Origin of the sequence: Paenibacillus sp. S-12, assembly GCF_030363895.1 — a bacterium.
GTDB classification, from domain to species: Bacteria; Bacillota; Bacilli; order Paenibacillales; family Paenibacillaceae; genus Paenibacillus_B; species Paenibacillus_B alvei.
Map to the genome: position 1 here is coordinate 859,747 of NZ_JASIUF010000005.1, position 20,398 is coordinate 880,144.

General features: G+C 50.7%; 1 protein-coding gene. It reads left to right on the forward strand.

The window, feature by feature from the left end; translation table 11 throughout:
* Positions 1-454 precede the first annotated feature (454 nt).
* Positions 455-20,356 carry a non-ribosomal peptide synthase/polyketide synthase gene (locus tag NO352_RS06915; protein WP_289355161.1) on the forward strand — a complete coding sequence of 6,634 codons (19,902 nt, stop codon included), beginning with the start codon at positions 455-457 and terminating at the stop codon, positions 20,354-20,356.
* The last annotated feature ends 42 nt before the right edge of the window (positions 20,357-20,398 follow it).

Consider the following 20,398-nt stretch of genomic DNA (forward strand, 5'->3'; position numbering starts at 1 on the left):
TAGTAAATGATATTGTTAATGGGCTCAATCCTGTATATAATACGTTATGGAAATGATTAACTATCCCTGCAAAAGGTTATCTCCTTGCATAAATTTACAAAGGAAGAGGGAACTAAGGAGGTGTCCAATATTCAACAGGAGGGCTTGGCCAAAGCCTCATGAACGTTCTTTTTGTTCTCTTATTCAGTTCAACTTCTGATCGACCGACCACATTGCATCTTTGACATGAACAGGTTATTTGCCCTTACTTCCTAGATGCCCTCATGATTAACACTGCTACACTGCTGCCGACTTATCAACTGTTTTGTTGCCCACACTCATGACGAACAATTGCAAATTTAATTTCATATAGCCATGCATCTAATCTCTTCTGCGGAGATGATCGCGAACTTATCCGGAACGTCAATTGACGGGTTCGGACGCTTACGAATATTTCGAATAGGGGAGAGTCAATGTGAACGTAAATCCTAACGAATGGTTTCCTTTGACGCAAGCGCAGCGAAGAATTTGGTACATGGAAATGATGCATCCTAATACGTCGGTTTCTACCGTTGCCGGTACGATGTACATTCGAGGCAAGGTCGACGTTGATATATTGAAGATGGCGATTAGCCAGGTGATCAAGCAGCATGATGCTTTTCGAATCCGAATTGAAACGGCTGATAATCAGCCGATGCAGCAATTCGTGCCGGAGGAACAAGTTATACCGAATATTGATTACTTAGAGTGGGAAAATCGTGAAGAAGCCGAGTCTTGGCTAAATCGCTTTAACCATATCCCTATTCATATATCGGATTCATTGTTGTATCATTTTGTTATTTTTAACATCAATGAAGAAGAGTTCTGGTTCAATCTTAAAATGAATCATATTGTCACGGATGGCGTGTCATCCCATCTTATCGCCAATAAAATTATGAAGAACTACACAGAGCTGGTAAGCGGCAACGTGGCGGCGAATGAGCAAGATAGCACCTACTTGGATTACATATTCGCGGAGCGGGAATACGATAACTCCGAACGATCTGCCAAGGATAAATCTTATTGGCTGGACAAGTTCAGAACAATGCCGGAAGTAGTAGGCATGAAATCATATCCTCCTTTTTCAATCGGAACGGAGGCCAGACGGACAAGCATCGCGATTAGCGGTGAAACGTACGAAAAAATTTACTTATTTAGCGAGCAGCACAAAATTAGCCTATTTACATTGTTTTTGGGTTCTTTGTACGCCTTCTTATATAAAACGACCGGTAACAATGATATTGCTGTCGGTACCGCTTATGCCAACCGAACATCCAGACAGGACAAAGATGCGATCGGCATGTTCGTTAGTACAGTAGCCGCCCGTTTAACGCTAGATCCAGAGCACGATGTGCTGACCTTCCTACATAATGTCGCCAAAGAGCAAAAAGCGAACCTGCGTCATCAAAAATACCCTTATAACCAGCTTATTCTTGACTTGAGAGAACAAAATAACAATTCCGATTTACAGGATTTGTATCGCCTCTCTATAAACTACATGCCGATTCATTGGACAACCTACGGAGATCTTTCCGTCCGCCAGCGCAGCAGCTTTTGCGGGCATGAAGTAGACGATTTTGCTATTCATTTAGAGGACATGCTGGACGACAAGCAGATTAATTTCAATCTTGATTATCGTGTACAGTTGTTTGGAGAGCATGAAATCAATCGCTACATGGAACAAATCATGACCATCGTGGATCAAATGCTGAGCAATCCGAGCCAGACGCTGCATGAGCTGTCCATGATCAGCGATAAAGAGGCCCAAACGATTCTAACCCGATTCAATACAGCTTTGGCGGTGCAGCAGCCTGCCTTAACGGTTCATCAGTTGTTTGAGGAGCAGGTGGAACGCACGCCTGACAAGGTAGCCGTCGTATATCTGGATAGACAACTGACTTATAAAGAGTTGAACGACCGGGCCAATCGCCTAGCCCGAACCTTACGCGCCAACGGGGTAGCAGCCGAACAATTCGTTGGCATCATGGCGGATCGCTCCTTAGAAATGGTCGTGGGCATTCTAGCGATATTGAAGGCAGGCGGAGCTTACGTTCCAATCGATCCGGAGTATCCGGAAGAACGTATCTTATACATGCTGTCGGATTCCGCTGCACGAGTGCTGGTATCACAAAGTCATTTGCAATCGCGAGTCGATTATAAAGGCACTTGGATTATGCTTGATGATGAAAACTTTTATGACCAAAATTGCCACAATCTGGAGCAAATAAACGATTCGAGCCATTTAGCTTACGTTATCTATACTTCAGGGACAACAGGCCAGCCGAAGGGCGTCATGATAGAGCACCGGCAAATCACTGCATTAGGGAGCGCCTGGAAGGAAGCCTATCGCTTGGATGAGCCGGGCATACGAACCCTGCAATGGGCCAGCTTCTCGTTTGACGTATTTACAGGAGACATGGTGCGAGCACTTCTCTATGGCGGAGAGCTGATTATTTGTCCTAGCGAGGCGCGAGCCAATCCGGCGGCCATTTGCGAGATAATTGAAGCACATCGCATCGATATTTTTGAATCGACCCCGGCGCTCGTTATTCCGTTAATGGAATATGTGTATGAACATAACAAAGATATTAGCAGCTTACGCCTGCTCGTCGTTGGATCTGATCACTGCCCAACCACCGAGTATCGCAAATTAGTCGAACGATTCGGTTCGCAAATGCGAATTTTGAACAGTTACGGCGTAACAGAAGCTTGCGTTGATGCATGCTATTACGAAAGAAATAATGCGGAATCCCTGCAAGTGCTTCCGATAGGCAAGCCGCTTCCTTCGGTATCCATGTACATTTTGGACGAAAATAAGGCGCTGCAGCCGATTGGGGTTGTAGGTGAGCTATACATTGGCGGAGCTGGAGTTGGAAGAGGATACTTGAACCGTGAAGACCTGACGGCCGAAAAATTCATTGATGATCCCTATTCACAAGGAAAGATGTACCGAACCGGCGATTTGGCAAGATGGATGCCGGACGGAAACATTGAATACCTTGGAAGACTCGATCACCAAGTTAAAATTCGGGGTAATCGGGTAGAAATAGGTGAAATTGAAACTCGCTTGCTGCAAACATCACTCGTTCGTGAAGCTGTCATCGTTGCGCGCGAGGATGAAAATGGACTTAAGGTATTATGCGCTTATTATGTTGCTGACGGGGAAATTGCGATTCATCAATTGAGGTCAGCACTTGCGGATCAATTGCCGGATTACATGATTCCGTCTTACTTCATGAAGCTGGAGCGGATGCCGCTTACGCCGAACGGCAAAATCGACCGCAACGGACTGCCGGCTCCATCCGGACAAGCATATACGGGCAAGGAATATTTGGAACCTCGGTCTGAAGCGGAACGAACATTGGCAAGCGTATGGCAAACGGTTCTGGGTGTGAAAAGAGTCGGACTGCTGGATCATTTCTTCGAGCTTGGCGGAGATTCCATCAAATCGATTCAAGTATCTTCTCGCATGCAGCAGGCCGGATACAAGCTGGATATTCGGGATATGTTCAAATACCCGACTATTGAACAGCTGAGCCCGCGTATGGTGGCGGTTCGGAGGAAAGCTGAACAAGGAGAAGAAAGCGGAGAAGTCGAGCTCACTCCAATTCTGCGCTGGTACTTCGGGCAGCGCGGGGATCATTTGCATCATTATAATCAATCCATCATGCTGCACCGCAAGGAAGGCTTTGAGGAGGAGGCGCTGTGCAAGGCGCTGCAAAAGATTACAGAGCATCACGACGCGCTTCGCATCGTCTTTCGCCGCACGGAACGCGGGAAATATGAGGCTTGGAATCGGCGAGCAGATGAAGGCTCGTTATATTACTTGGAAGTAATAGATTTTAAGGAGAAAGTCGAAAGTGCTGAGTCGGTTCAGAACAAGCTTCTGGACGCTGCGGAAGCCATCCAAGCCGGAATTGATCTTGGATCAGGGCCTCTTGTTCGTGCGGGTCTGTTCCGCTGCACGGATGGGGATCACCTGCTTATCGCCATTCACCACGCTGTCATTGATGCCGTATCTTGGCGTATTTTGCTTGAGGATCTCGCATCTGGTTATGAGCAGGCATTGAACGGAAGTGAGATTCGTCTTCCTGACAAAACCGATTCCTTCCGATTATGGTCCCGGCAGCTTGCTGAATACGCACAGCAGTCGACAATGGAGCAGGAGAAAGCATATTGGAAGCAAATCGCCCAGAAAGAAGTTCAGCCGCTTCCAACGGACGAATCGGCAGTTGCTCTACAGCGGGACAGTGAATCGGTCACGATTGAATGGAGCTCTAACGACACCGAGCTGCTGTTGAAGCAAGCGCATCGTGCTTATAACACACAAATGGATGATCTCCTTCTGGCAGCACTTGGCATTGCCATCCGCAAATGGTGCGGACATGGGCAGATCAGAATTAACCTGGAAGGACACGGGCGGGAGTCGATCCTGCCGGATATCGATATTACACGAACAGTAGGCTGGTTTACGAGCGAATATCCGCTGCTTCTCGAGACGGAATCGGAAAAGGACTTGCCGCGTACGATCAAGGCGGTCAAAGAAAACTTGCGCGGCGTACCGAATAAAGGCATTGGTTATGGCATTTGCCGCTATTTATCCAAGTCTTGTGCCCAATTGGATTGGGGAACTACACCGGAAGTAAGCTTCAACTACTTAGGGCAGTTCGACCAAGATTTCCAGAACAGCGGATTTTCTCAGTCGCCGCTTTCAACGGGAAGCAATATTAGCGGAGATCAACCGCGCCCTTATTTGCTTGATATTAATGGGATGGTCACAGACGGAAAATTACAGCTCGATATCAGCTACGGACGCACGCAATACCGCATGGAGTCGATCGAGCAATTCGCTGGTCTATTTAAGGTCAGCTTACAAGAAATTATCGAGCATTGCGTGAGTAAGGAACGAGCAGAACTAACACCTAGTGATGTAACACTGCCGCAAATCAGCATTCAGGAACTGGAGCAAATTGTTGAACGGACGAGCAGCATTGGAGAAGTGGAAGATATTTATGTACTAACACCAATGCAGAAGGGCATGTGGTTCCATGCTGCCATGGATCGTCAGAAGGGAGCATATTTTGAGCTTACTCGCTTGACGCTTAAGGGAGAGCTGGACATTCAAGCCTTCGCTGCCAGTTGGAACGCATTGGTGGCTCGGCATGCTGTGTTCCGTACCAATTTCCTTGTCGATACGAACGGCGAGCCGCTGCAAGTTGTGTTTCGAAGCAAGCAAATCGAACTGAGGCATGAAGATTTGCGTGCCTTGGAACCAGCCGAACGGGCTGAGGCTATTGAGAAGGTAGAGACAAGGGAACGTGTTGAAGGGTTCGATTTGGAGAATGGGGACTTAATGCGTGTAACCGTTCTGCAAACAGAAGACGAGGTTTATGAGGTGATGTGGAGCTCTCATCACATTTTGATGGACGGCTGGTGCTTGCCGCTAGTTGCTAAAGAAGTGTTCGGCACATATTCCGCGCTCGTCGGAGGCAAAAAGCCAGTTCAAGCTTCCATTCCTTCTTACAATCAATATATCGAGTGGCTTGGACGGCAGGATGAGTCGGCTGCTGCAGCTTACTGGCAGGACTACCTGTCAGGATTTGAAGAGACAACTTCATTGCCGCACAGCATTGTGCGCGGACATTCCGGCACGTATGAAGCGGATCAATTGCGGTGTGAGCTTGGTGCAGATCTAAGTCTTAAAATCAATCTAGCAGCGACGCAGCACCAAGTGACGTTAAATACGCTGCTGCAGGCGGCATGGGGTATTTTGCTGCAAAAGTATAACCGAACATCTGACGTGGTTTTTGGCAGCGTCGTATCTGGCAGACCGGCGGAACTCGTCGGAATCGAAGACATGATCGGCTTGTTTATCAACACGATTCCAGTGCGTGTTAACTGCCAAGCGGACATCAGCTTTGCAGAAGTGATGACGCAGATACAGGAGCAGGCTTTATCGTCTGCCAAGCATGACTACTATCCACTGTATGAGATTCAAGCACAGAGTGCGCAGAAGCAGGACTTAATCAACCACATCATGGTGCTTGAGAATTATCCAATGGAAGAACAGCTTGATCAGTTCAGCAGCTTGGACGGCAAAGGTCTGAAATTGGCGGATGTGATTGTGTCCGAACAAACGAATTACGATTTGAACCTTATCATTGTGCCTGGCGACAATATCGTTATTCGCTTTGATTATAACAAGCTGGCGTTGGATCAGGCTGGCATAACCGCATTGAAAGGGCATCTGCTGCACCTATTGAAGCAAATTGCCACCAATCCGCAAACGGCTGTTGGTCAATTGGAACTGGCAACGGAGCAAGAAAAAACGGTTATTTTGAACGAATTCAACGATACGTCCGTAAGTTATCCGCGCGACAAGACGATACATCATTTGTTCGAAGAGCGGGCCGAACAGCAGCCAGACGCGATAGCTGCCATATTCGGCAATAAGCAGATGACTTATCGGGAGCTGAATGCGAAGGCCAACAGAATGGCGCGGCAACTGCGGGAAACCGGAATCAGTACTGGGGCTCGGGTTGGCATCAGCGTGGAACGCTCATTGGAAATGCTTGTAGGCTTGCTGGCTATCCTTAAGGCTGGCGGAGCCTATGTGCCGATCGATCCGGCATATCCGCAAGAGCGGATAAATGCCATGGTGGAAGATACGTCGATGGCAGTGATGGTGACGCAGAAGCATTTGCGGAACATGTGGCCGGAAAGCATGAGCGTCATTGCACTCGATGAAACTGAATCTGCAGTAGACTATTCTGCCAACAAAGCGCAGTGCGAGAACCTGCCGGATGCAGGGACGGGAGAAGACTTGGCATACATCGTCTATACGTCTGGTTCCACAGGTACGCCGAAGGGCGTATGTGTAACGCATCGCGGGGTCGTTCGTCTCGTCAGTGCCGCAACCTATGTAGACATCAATGAAAATGATGTATTTTTGCAGGGATCCACGATTTCATTTGATGCGGCTACCTTCGAAATTTGGGGCAGTCTGCTGAATGGAGCAGCGCTTGCTATCCTGCCTCCAGGCAATCAATCGCTTGCGGATTGGGCAGAAGCGATACAGCGCCATCAGGTAACGACAATGTGGATGACGGCCGGGTTATTCCAAGTGATGGCTGAACAGCATATTCATGGTTTTAGCGGAGTCAAGCAGCTGCTGGTAGGCGGCGATGTCGTATCATCCGCACATGCCCGTAAAGTGTTGGAGCATCATAGCGGAATTCGCCTCATCAATGGCTATGGTCCGACGGAAAACACAACCTTCACCTGCTGCCATCACATTGCAGAAGCGGATTTAGAGCGTGCGTCGATTCCGATCGGCCGCCCGATCGGCAATACGCGGGTGTATGTGCTTGATGAAGCTGGAAATCTTCTTCCGGTTGGCGTAGTAGGCGAGCTGTATACAGGTGGAGACGGATTGGCTAGTGGTTACTTGAACCGTCCTGAATTGACGGAGGAAAAATTCGTAAACGATCCGTTCGTCCCAGGCGAGCGGCTGTACCGAACCGGCGATTTGGCGAGATGGCTGCCGGACGGAACGATTGAATTTATGGGACGCTGTGATGAACAAGTGAAGATTCGCGGTTACCGGATTGAACTCGGCGAGGTACTGGCCCATGTACTACGGATCGAACAAGTGAGCGAAGCTGCGGTCATAGCGCGTGAAGATGCAAGTGGACAAAAAGTATTATGTGCTTATTTCACGGCAGGCTATGAGCTTGCGCCTTCAGAACTCAGCGAGGCACTAGCCCGAGAATTGCCGGGCTATATGATACCGTCTCACTTCATCCAGATTGACAAGCTGCCTTTGACGCCTAACGGCAAGGTCGATCGCAGGGCGCTTCCTGTCCCAGAGGAAGGACTTCGTGTCCATGAACTCGTCCAGCCGCGCACGGACTTGGAGGCAAAGCTGGCATGCATTTGGAAGGATGTACTTGGTCTCGAGCATGTCGGCGTTACCGATTCGTTCTTCGAATTGGGCGGCCATTCCTTGCGCGCCACGACGCTCGTCAGCAAGCTGCATCGGGAACTCAGTGTTTTGCTGCCGCTCCGAGACGTGTTCCGATGCCCTACGATTGAGCAGATGGCGATCGCCATTGAAGGCATGCAGCAGGAGTATTTCCATTCCATCAACAAAACAGAGGAACGCGAGTGGTATCCAGTATCGTCCGCTCAGAAGCGGTTGTTCGTTCTCCATCAGATGGAGGGGGCAGAGCAGTCCTATAATATGCCGGGTGTCATGATGATGGAAGGCAAGCTAGATCGCGAACGCTTGGAATCCGCGTTCCACGGCTTGATTGAAAGGCATGAGGTACTGCGCACCGGGTTCGAAATGAAGAACGGCGAGCCTGTACAGATCGTATATGAGCAGGCAGAGTTCACTGTGGAGCATTGGCAAGCTGATGAAGCATCGGAAGTCGAATCTATTCTGCGTACTTTCGTCCGTACGTTCCAATTGAATCAGCCTCCGCTGATTCGCGTGGGACTAATCGAATTAGGCGCTGAGCGCCATATGTTGTTGTTCGACATGCATCACATTATTTCGGATGGGGCTTCCATGGGCATCTTGCTCGAAGAGTTCGCAGCGCTATACAGCGGCGAAACTCTGCCGGATTTGCATATCCAGTACAAGGATTATGCAGTGTGGCAGCAAAGCGAAGGATATCTGTCTCGGATGAAGGAGCAGAAATCATACTGGTTGAAATCGTTGGACGGCGAGCTGCCGGTTCTGCAGCTGCCTGCGGACTATCCGCGACCTGCCTTCCGAAGCTTTGCAGGCAGCACGCTGGAGTTCTCCATTTCTGCTGACAAGGTAGATGCGCTGAAGCAGATTGCGGCAGGATCAGATGCTACCATGTACATGGTATTGCTGACCCTGTACTCATCTTTGCTTTATAAGTATACGGGGCAGGAGGACGTCATTGTCGGCATGCCAATTGCAGGCAGAACGCATGATGACATTCAACCGCTCATCGGTATGTTCGTCAACACGCTTCCGCTCCGCAATTACCCGGCAGGAGAGAAGACATTCCGTTCCTTCCTGAAGGAAGTCCGGCATACGACATTGCAGGCCTATGAACATCAGGAATATCCGTTCGAGGAACTGATCGATCATATTCAGCCGACGAGGGACGTAAGCCGCAATCCGGTATTCGATACTGCGCTCGTCCTGCAAAATACGGAAAAAGGCTTATGGTCCATTGATGGACTTACTGTGACGCCGAATCCAATCGAGCATGCGGTGGCCAAGTTCGATCTTACACTGCACATCGAAGAAAACGATGCGGGCCTCATGTGCAGTATGGAATATGCAACTGCTCTGTACAAGCGTGAAACGATTGAACGAATGACGGCCCATTTCAATCAATTGATGGAGGCGGTTATCCATAATCCGGACATTCGATTGGAACAGCTCGGCATCGTAACCGAAGCAGAGAAGCAGCAATTAATGGAGCAGTTCAATGATACGGCGGCAGACTATCCGAGAGACATGACGATTCACCGTTTGTTCGAGGAACAGGTCGAACGAACACCAAATGCAATTGCTGTAACGGCAGCGAATGGTATCCTGACTTATCGGGAGCTGAACGAACGGGCGAACCGCTTGGCTTGGACGCTGCGTACGGAAGGAGTCAACGCTGATACGCTGGTAGGCATCATGGCCGAGCGTACAACAGACATGCTTGTAGGGCTTCTTGCCATTCTTAAGGCTGGGGGAGCCTATGTGCCGATCGATCCGGAGTATCCGAGCGATCGCATCGGCTATATGCTGAGCGATTCCGGTGCGGATATTTTGCTGTTGCCGCAGCATCTGCAGGAGCAGGTTGATTTTGCAGGCAAAGTTATGTTCCTTGATGACGAGCAAGCATACAGCGGAGACATTTCTAACCCGGCACCGGTCAACAAGCCTTCCGATTTGGCCTATGTCATCTATACGTCGGGAACGACTGGCAAGCCGAAGGGAACTCTGATTGAACATAAAAACGTCGTGCGCCTGCTGTTCAACAGCAAAAATCTGTTTGACTTCCGATCATCCGATACATGGACGCTATTCCATTCCTTCTGCTTCGACTTCTCGGTATGGGAAATGTACGGCGCGTTACTATACGGCGGGAAATTGGTAGTCGTGCCGCAACTGACGGCCAAAAATCCGGCGAAGTTCCTAGAACTGCTGGCCGAAGAACAGGTAACTGTCCTCAATCAGACGCCGACCTATTTTTATCAGTTGATGCGGGAGGCATTGGCTGACGGAAGTCCGAAACTGAACATCCGTATGGTCATATTTGGTGGAGAAGCGCTAAGTCCACAACTGCTGAAGGATTGGAGAGCGAAATATCCGAGCACGAAGCTGATCAATATGTACGGAATTACCGAAACGACAGTCCATGTTACGTACAAGGAGATAACTGAGACGGAAATCGATCAAGCGAGAAGCAACATCGGGTTCCCGATTCCGACCTTGCGCATTTACATTCTAGACACGAACCGGCAATGCGTTCCGGTAGGCGTGGCGGGAGAAATGTATGTCGCGGGAGAAGGTCTTGCACGTGGATATTTGAATCGTCCTGAGCTTACAGCCGACAGATTTGTTGACAATCCGTTCGAGCTGGGAGGAAAGATGTACAAGACCGGCGATTTGGCGAAATGGCTGTCAGACGGCAATATTGAATATTTGGGCCGGATCGATCATCAAGTCAAAATCCGCGGCTATCGAATCGAGCTTGGCGAGGTTGAAGCACAAATTACTAAGATAGCATCGATTCGGGAAGGAATTGTTATTGCTCGGGAAGAAAACGGCGGAGAAAAACTACTGTGCGCCTATTTTGTGGCGGATCGCCAGTTGACCGTAGGCGAATTGAGAATCGAGCTGGCGCAGGAATTGCCGGCATATATGATACCGTCTTATTTCGTGCAGCTGGAGCGCATGCCGCTCACTTCCAATGGCAAGGTAGATCGCAAAGCGCTGCCTGCTCCGGAGGGAAGCATCAATATAGGCACGGAATATGTAGCGCCGCGCACACCGCTCGAAGCGAGCCTTGCCCGCATGTGGGAGCAGTTGCTTGGCCTTGAACGAGTCGGCGTGAATGATAATTTCTTCGAGCTCGGCGGCCATTCCCTGCGCGCGACGGCTTTGGTTAATAAGGTGCATCAAGAATTGAATATTCAGTTACCGCTGCGAGATGTGTTCCGCTATCCTACGATCGGAGAGCTGGCAGCCGCCGTGTCCGCAATGGCTGAGGACGCTTATTCGTCGATCGCGGTAGCTGAAGCACGCGAGTATTATCCAGTGTCCTCCGCACAAAAGCGGCTGTACATTCTGCATCAGCTTGAAGGCGCAGAGCAAGGCTACAATATGCCTGGCGTCATGCTGATCGAAGGAGAACTGGATCGAGACAGATTCGAGACCGCATTCCGCAAATTGATCGAGCGGCACGATATATTGCGTACGAGCTTCGATTTGGAGTTTGGGGAACCTGTACAGCGTGTACTCGATACCGTGAACTTTGCAATCGAATACCACAAAGCCGCAGAACGTGACGTCCAGCAGTTAACGCGGCAGTTTATTCGTTCGTTCGATCTCAATAAGCCGCCATTACTGCGAGCAGGACTGATCGAAATTGCGGAAGCAAAGCATCAATATGTACTTCTGTTCGACATGCACCATATTATTTCGGACGGTGTATCGATAGGTATCGTGCTGCGGGAATTGTCACAGCACTATCATGGGGAAGACGTACCACCGCTCCGCATCCAGTATAAGGATTATGCAGTATGGCAGCAGTCGGAGGCACATAAGGAACAATTGAAGCAGCAGCAAGCGTACTGGCTTGACGAATTCCGCGGAGAATTGCCGATATTGGAGCTGCCGACGGATTTTGCTCGACCGGCTGTGCAGAAGTATGACGGCCTAACACTTCCTTTCAGAATCGACAAGAACGTGAGCGAGGGCTTGAATCGAATTGCTGCTGAAACCGGTACGACGCTATATATGGTGCTTCTGGCCGCCTATACCGTCATGCTTCATAAGTATACGGGCCAAGACGATATCGTGGTTGGGACACCGATTGCAGGAAGAACGCATGGCGAGCTGCAGCCGATTATCGGAATGTTTGTTAATACGCTCGCGATTCGCACTTATCCAGAAGGCGAGAAGCTGTTCCGCTCGTATTTGGACGAGATCAAGAATACAATGCTAGGCGCTTATGAGCATCAGGACTATCCATTCGAGGATTTGGTGGACAGCCTGCAATTGACTAGAGATTTAAGCCGCAACCCATTGTTTGACACGATGTTCGCGTTAGACAATACGGAGCTGATGAACGATTCACTGGGCGAGCTGGAGATGAAGCCATATCCGTTGGAATACACAATTTCTAAATTCGATGTGAGCTTGGACGTGAAAGAAGATGGGGACGGACTGGACTGCAGCATTGAATATGCAACTTCCTTGTTCAAGTCGGAAACGATCGTCCGCATGGCCCAGCACTTCAAGCAATTGTTAACCGATATCGTCACACAGCCGGAAGCTTGCCTGAAAGAGCTTGCCATGTTGACGACGACAGAGCGGGAAGAAATATTGACTGTATTCAATCGTGAGAATTTCTCAATCCCTTCCGCGGGCACGATTCACAGCTTGTTCGAAGAGCAGGTTGCGCGCACGCCGGAGCACACTGCGGTCGTGTTCGAGCAAGAGCGAATGACCTACCGAGAGCTGAATGAACGGGCCAATAAACTAGCAAGAACACTTCGAGGACAAGGCGCAAGGCCGAATGAGCTGATCGGCGTTATGGCTGATCGTTCGCTCGACATGATTGTTGCAATCATGGCTGTCTTGAAGTCCGGTGGAGCTTATGTCCCAATTGATCCGGAATATCCGGAGGATCGTATTCGCTATATGCTGGAAAATGCGAACGCACGGCTGCTGTTGACACAGCGCCATTTGCAGACAAAAGTATCCTTTGACGGAACGTGGGTACTGCTTGAGGAGGGAGCTTCCTATCAGGAGGACGCGACGAATCTAGAGCCGATCAGCGGGCATTCTGATCTATGCTATGTCATCTACACGTCGGGAACGACTGGCAATCCGAAAGGAGTTATGATCGAGCACCGTCATCTGGCTGCCATGGCCGATGCCTGGAAGTCGGAATATGGACTGCATGAGCCGGGAATCCGTTGGCTGCAGTGGGCCAGCTTTTCGTTCGACGTATTTTCCGGAGATCTTGTTCGCACACTGCTGCACGGCGGAGAACTGATACTTTGCCCGAGCGAAGCAAGAGCGAATCCAGCCGAAATTTGCGAGCTGCTTCGCAACTGCGGCATCCATATGTTCGAATCGACGCCTGCTCTTGTCATTCCGCTTATGGAGCATGTCCATGAGCATCGGGTGGACATCGGCAGTCTCAAGTTGTTGATTATCGGTTCGGATCTGTGTCCAGCGGATGATTTCCGCAGGCTGATTGACCGCTTTGGTTCACACCTGCGCATCGTTAATAGCTACGGGGTAACCGAAGCGTGCGTGGACTCCAGCTATTATGAACCGCAATCAGCGGTGACGGTTCGTGCAATCCCAATCGGCAAGCCGCTCCCATACGTTGCGATGTACGTTCTGGGTGAAAACCAATCGCTCCAACCTGTCGGCTTGGCAGGAGAACTCTATATCGGAGGAGCTGGGGTGGGCCGCGGATACTGGAACAGACCAGAATTGACGGCGGACAAGTTCGTAGATGATCCGTTCGCACCTGGTCAACGCATGTACCGCACGGGCGATTTGGCAAAATGGCTGCCTGACGGCAACATCGCATTGATTGGACGTACAGATCATCAGGTCAAAATACGCGGATACCGCATCGAAATTGGAGAAGTTGAATCGAAGCTACAGAACATGCCAAATGTTGGCGAAGCGGCCGTCGTTGCACGGGAAGACGGCAGCGGACGGAAGGTGCTGTGTGCTTACTATACGTCAGAACGCGAGCTGACAGCAGGCGAATGGAGGGCGGCGCTGGCGAAGGAACTTCCAGCATATATGATACCGTCGCATTTCCTGAGACTTGATCAAATGCCGCTTACACCGAACGGCAAGCTTGACCGCAAGGGACTTCCAGCGCCGGAGGGCATTGCGTATACCGGTATAGAATACGCAGCGCCGCGCACGGATGCAGAGAAGGCGTTGGCTGCGGCATGGGAGAGCGTCCTGCATGTAGAACGGATTGGAACGAACGATCATTTCTTTGAGCTGGGCGGGGATTCGATTAAATCAATCCAAGTGTCCTCACGGCTGCACCAAGCTGGCTACAAGCTGGAAATCCGAGACCTGTTCAAATACCCGACAATTGCACAATTGGCGCACCAGCTTCAGCCGATCGGCAGAATAGCCGACCAAGGAGAAGTATTCGGCGAAGCCGAGCTGACACCGATTCAACGCTGGTATTTCGGACTGGGATTGGATGAAGCGCACCACTACAATCAGTCGTTTATGCTGTATCGGCAGGACGGATTTGATGAGACGGCTCTACGCAAAACTTTACGTAAAATTGTGGAACATCACGATGTGCTGCGGATGGTATTCCGCAAAACCGATGCTGGATATACAGCTTGGAATCGGGCAATCGAAGAGGGCGAGCTGTTTGGCTTTGTTACTCTGGATGTGGAGAACGAAGAAGACGTTGCACAGGTCGTCGAAGTGAAAGCAAGCGAAATTCAAGCAAGCATCGATTTGCATAGCGGTCCGCTTGTGAAGGCTGGTTTGTTCCGCACCGAACAAGGACATCATTTGCTTTTGGCTATCCATCATGCCGTTGTGGACGGTGTCTCCTGGCGCATCCTGCTGGAGGATTTTGCGGCAGGCTATGAACAAGCGCTCAATGGCGGCGATATCCGTTTGCCTTCGAAGACAGATTCTTATCTCGCTTGGGCGCGTAGTCTAGTTGAATACGCTGCAGACACGGCGATGGACAGAGAGCGTGAATACTGGATAAACGTTTTGAGCGCCGGCGCTGCTCCGCTGGCGAAAGACTTTGAAGCAGAGAAGAGCATGCAGCAAGACAGCCATTCCGTCGTCGTTGCGTGGAGCGAAGAGGAAACTGAGCAACTGTTGAAACAGGTACATCGTGCTTATAACACGGACATGAACGACATATTGCTTGCTGCCTTCGCAATGGCTGCACAGAAATGGAGCGGGCAAAATCGAGTACTCGTGAATCTAGAATCGCATGGACGTGAGCCAATCCTCAGCGAGCTTGATATTACGCGGACGGTAGGCTGGTTCACAAGCGAGTATCCGGTGCTGCTGCAATGGGAGCCGAGCCGGAGCTTGGCTTATCATATCAAGGAGCTCAAGGAAAATCTGCGCCGAATTCCGAGCAAGGGAATCGGATACGGAATATGCCGTTACCTGGCAGCAACGGAAGAAGGCTTGGACTGGGGCGCTGCGCCTGACATCAGTTTCAACTATTTGGGGCAGTTCGATCAAGAAACAATGGGTGACGGCATGTCCGTATCTCCGTATTCGCGAGGAGCGGATGCAAGCGCCAAGCATGCTAGACAATATGCGCTCGATATCAACGGAGCGATTACAGACGGCGCACTGTCCTTTGACATAAGCTACAGCGGTTCGGAATATCGTCAGGAGACGATTGAGCAGTTGGCCAGCCATATGCGTGCGAGTCTGCTTGAGATCATTGATCATTGCATGGCGAAGGAGCACACGGAGTTGACACCGAGCGACTTACTGCTGCAAGGGCTGAGCATTGAGCAGTTGGAGCGGATTACAGAAGAGACGCAGGATCTTGGTATCATCGAAAATATGTACATGCTGACCCCGATGCAAAAGGGCATGTGGTTCCACAATGCAGTGGATGGGGAAGAAGGGACTCATGGTGCTTATTTCGAGCAAACTCGATTTACGCTGCGGGGCGAGCTTGATCCTGACATGTTTGCCAGAAGCTTGAATGAGCTGGCTCTAAAGCATGCCGTGCTGCGTACGAATTTCTACAGCTTGGAAGGCGAACCGGTGCAAATCGTGTTCCGCGAAGGACGAATTACGTGCACATGTAAGGATTTGAGCGAGCTGCTGCCTGACGAGCAAACGGCAGCAATCGAAAGTATCGTGGCGGGTGACAAGCTGCGAGGATTTGATCTTGAGCGGGATCCGCTAGTGCGCGTCACCTTAATGCGGACAGGAGAATTAAGCTGCCATGTGCTGTGGAGCTCCCATCATATTCTGATGGATGGCTGGTGCCTGCCACAGCTGACGGAAGAACTATTCCGCACGTACTCAGCCCTCATGGATCAACCAGTCCAATCGGCGCTGCACGAGGAGGCTGATATGCCTGACTACAGCCGATACATCGAATGGCTGGCGCGTCAGGACATGAATGCGGCGGCTGACTATTGGAGTGGCTATTTGGGTGGATATGACCAGCAAACGCGATTGCCTAACGGTAAGATCGCAGGCAAAGATAAGCCGTATATGCTAGAACAAGCGTCCTGCAAAATGGGAATCGAGCTGACATCCCGCATGAACCGGGCTGCCAAGCAGCATCAAGTGACGTTGAACACGTTGCTGCAAGCGGCGTGGGGGATCGTGCTTCAAAGATACAACGGCACCGAAGATGTCGTATTTGGCGGCGTTGTATCGGGTCGTCCGGCTGACGTGCCGGGCGTCGAATCGATGATTGGATTGTTCATCAACACGATTCCAGTACGAGTAAGCTGCACAACCGACGCAAGCTTCGCCAAGGTAGCGGAACAACTGCAAAATGCGGCGCTCGAATCCGGACGATACGATTATTATCCGTTATATGAAATCCAATCCAGAACGGCGCAGAAGCAGGACTTGATCAGCCATATCATGGTGTTCGAGAACTATCCGCTGGATGAGCGTATGGAACAAACCGGCGATGGCATCGGTCGGGATCTTGCCATAACGGATGTGCAGGCTGCCGAACAGACGAATTATGATTTCAATTTCATGATCGTGCCGGGTGATAATCTCCTTATTCGCTTTGATTACAATGCGCAGGTTTACGATCGTGCCGACATGGAGCGGCTGCAAAACCATCTTAAGCATGTGCTCGAACAAGTGGCAAATAATCCGGACATTGTTGTAGGCGAACTGCAACTGGCTACAGAAGCCGAACAGACGGAGCTGATGACGGCATTCAACGAAACGGCAGCCGAATATCCTTGCGAACAGACGATTCATCGGATGTTCGAGGAGCAAACGCAGCGGATGCCAGATTCGGCGGCCGTGCTGTTCGGGGACGAGTGCTTAACATATCGGGAATTGAATGAACGCTCGAACCGACTGGCGAGAACATTGCGGGCGGCCGGTGTCGTACCGGATCAGATCGTCGGCATTATGGCGGAACGTTCGTTGGAGCTGATGGTCGGAATCATGGGTATTCTGAAGGCCGGCGGCGCCTATGTGCCGATTGCGCCGGATTATCCGGAAGATCGCATCCGGTACATGCTGGAAGATTCAGAGGCTCAAGTGCTGCTCGTGCAGGGCAGTGCGGGAGAAGGAATAGACTTTGCGGGACGCGTCATCGATCTGGACGATGCTGGAGCGTACGACGACGATGCTTCCAATCTAGAAGCGGTCAATAAGCCGACCGATATGGCCTATATTATCTACACGTCAGGCACGACTGGCCGTCCAAAAGGGGTTATGGTCGAGCATACATCGGTCATTAATCGCTTGCTGTGGATGCAGAAGCAGTATCCGATTGGCGCAGAAGACACCATTATGCAGAAGACGGCGATTACGTTCGACGTATCCGTCTGGGAGCTGTTCTGGTGGGCTTTCGTCGGCTCGAAGGTGCTCATGCTTCCAGTTGGCGGAGAGAAGAATCCGGCAGCGATCGTCGAAGCGATCGATCGTCACGGCATCACGACAATGCACTTCGTGCCGTCTATGCTGCACGCCTTCCTCGAGCATGTGGAGCAGCTGCCTGAAGCAGAGCGCAAGCGCGGCTTGTCGCCGCTGCGGCAGGTATTCACGAGCGGTGAGGCGCTGCTTGTGTCACAGGTAGAACGGTTCTATCGCTACATCGCGCCAGCAAGTGATGCACGTCTGATCAACCTGTACGGACCGACAGAAGCGACAGTGGATGTTACGTACTTCGACTGCGAGCCTGGTCAAGCCTACGTAAGCGTGCCGATCGGCAAGCCGATTGACAATACGCGCATTTATATCGTGAACGGGCATAATCAGGTGCAGCCGATCGGCGTGGCGGGCGAACTGTGCATTGCAGGTGTTGGATTAGCACGAGGATACTGGAACCGTCCGGAGCTGACAGCAGAGAAATTCGTCACAGTATCTTCTGTGGGCGAACGGATGTATAGAACGGGCGACCTGGCACGATGGCTGCCAGACGGCAATATTGAATATTTGGGACGAATCGACCATCAAGTGAAGATTCGCGGATACCGGATTGAGCTGGGCGAACTGGAAACGGCGCTTCTAAATATCGATGTGATTAGAGAGACGGTTGTTGTAGCGCGGGAAGACGAGAGCGGCCAGAAATCACTGTGCGCTTACTATGTAGCAGACGGTGAGCCAGCAGTGAGCGACTTGAGAGCAGCGCTTGCCGCAGAGCTGCCGAGCTATATGATTCCATCCTACTTTGTGCAGCTGGAGCAGATGCCGCTGGCGCCGAATGGCAAGCTGGATCGTAAAGCACTCCCGGCTCCGAAAGATATGATCCGTACCGACGTTGAGCGCGCAGCACCGCGAACGCCGTTAGAAGTGAAGCTTGTGCGTATTTGGCAGGAAGTGCTTGGTCTAGATCATATCGGTGTGAAGGACGACTTCTTCGAATTGGGCGGACACTCCCTGCGGGCAACCGCGCTTGCCGGCAAGCTGAGCAAGGAACTGCACGTTGCTCTTCCGCTGAGGGACATTTTCCGCAATTCGACGGTTGAAACGATGGCGCAGGCGATCGCCAAATTGGAGAAGCAGGAATACCGTGCGATTCCGATAGCACCGGTAGCTGGACATTATCCGCTCTCCTCGGCTCAAAAGCGGATCTACATTTTACATCAGGCTGAAGGGGCGCAGCAGAGCTACAACATGCCAGGGGCTATGCTGGTTCAAGGGCATATCGATCGCTCCCGCTTGGAAGCGGCGCTTCAGAAGTTGATTGCCCGTCATGATACACTGCGTTCCAGCTTTGAAATGGTGGATGGAGAACCGGTACAGCGGATTCGTCAGCAAGTCGAAATTGAACTTGAGTATTCGTATGCCACAGAGAAGGATGCTGAAGACATCGCTGCGCAATTCGTCCGAGAATTCGATTTGGAGCAGCCGCCGCTGCTTAGAGTCGGACTCGTCCAACTGGAGCATGAGGAGCAGCATCTCTTACTGTTCGATATGCACCATATTATTTCGGATGGGATTTCAACGAACATATTGATTGACGAGCTTGCCCGTTTGTATGACGGGGAGGAGCTTCCTCCACTGGAGATACAGTACAAGGATTATGTGCTGTGGCAGCAGTCAGAAGCGCAAAGCGAGCGAATGAAAGAGCATGAGCAATTCTGGCTGAACTCATTGGGCAACGAGCTTCCGTTGTTGGAGCTCCCAACCGAATTCGCCAGAACCGATCGCCGCAGCTATGACGGAGACAAGCTGCATTTCGCGATTGACGGGCAGTTGAATGAAAAGCTGCAGCACCTCGCAGCCCAAACTGGAGCAACCATTTATATGGTGCTGCTGGCAGCTTACACGACATTGCTTCATAAATATTCAGGTCAAAACGATCTTGTCGTCGGTACTCCAATCGCAGGCAGAACGCATGCAGATACGGAGCAATTGATCGGAATGTTCGTCAACTCGCTGGCAATTCGCAATTATCCGCATGCGGATAAGAGCTTCCTTCATTATTTGGAGGAAGTGAAGGAGTCGACGCTGAATGCCTTCGAACATCAGGATTACCCGTTTGACAAGCTTGTGGACCAACTGCAGTCAGCTTGGGTTCCTGGTCGAAATCCGGTATTCGATACCATGTTCGTGCTGCAAAATGCAACTGCCCGCACGGTCAATGTGGGAGAAATGTCCTTTGAGCCATTAATTCCATCGCATACCGTAGCAAAATTCGACTTAACCTTGGAAATGGAGATCGAAGACGGAAAGCTGAGCGGGCAATTCGAATACTGCACCAAGCTGTTCTCTTCGAATATGATTGCGAACTTTGTGGAGGATTTCTTGGATATTCTGTCTCAACTTTGTGATCGACCTGACATTAGATTGGGCGATATTCAATTGAGCGGCAGCGGGGAAGAAGACGAAGTGTTGGAGGAAGAAATCGATTTTGCCTTTTAATTTCGCTCTAAGCTGCTGTTCCGTCTGAACAGTGATTGCAGA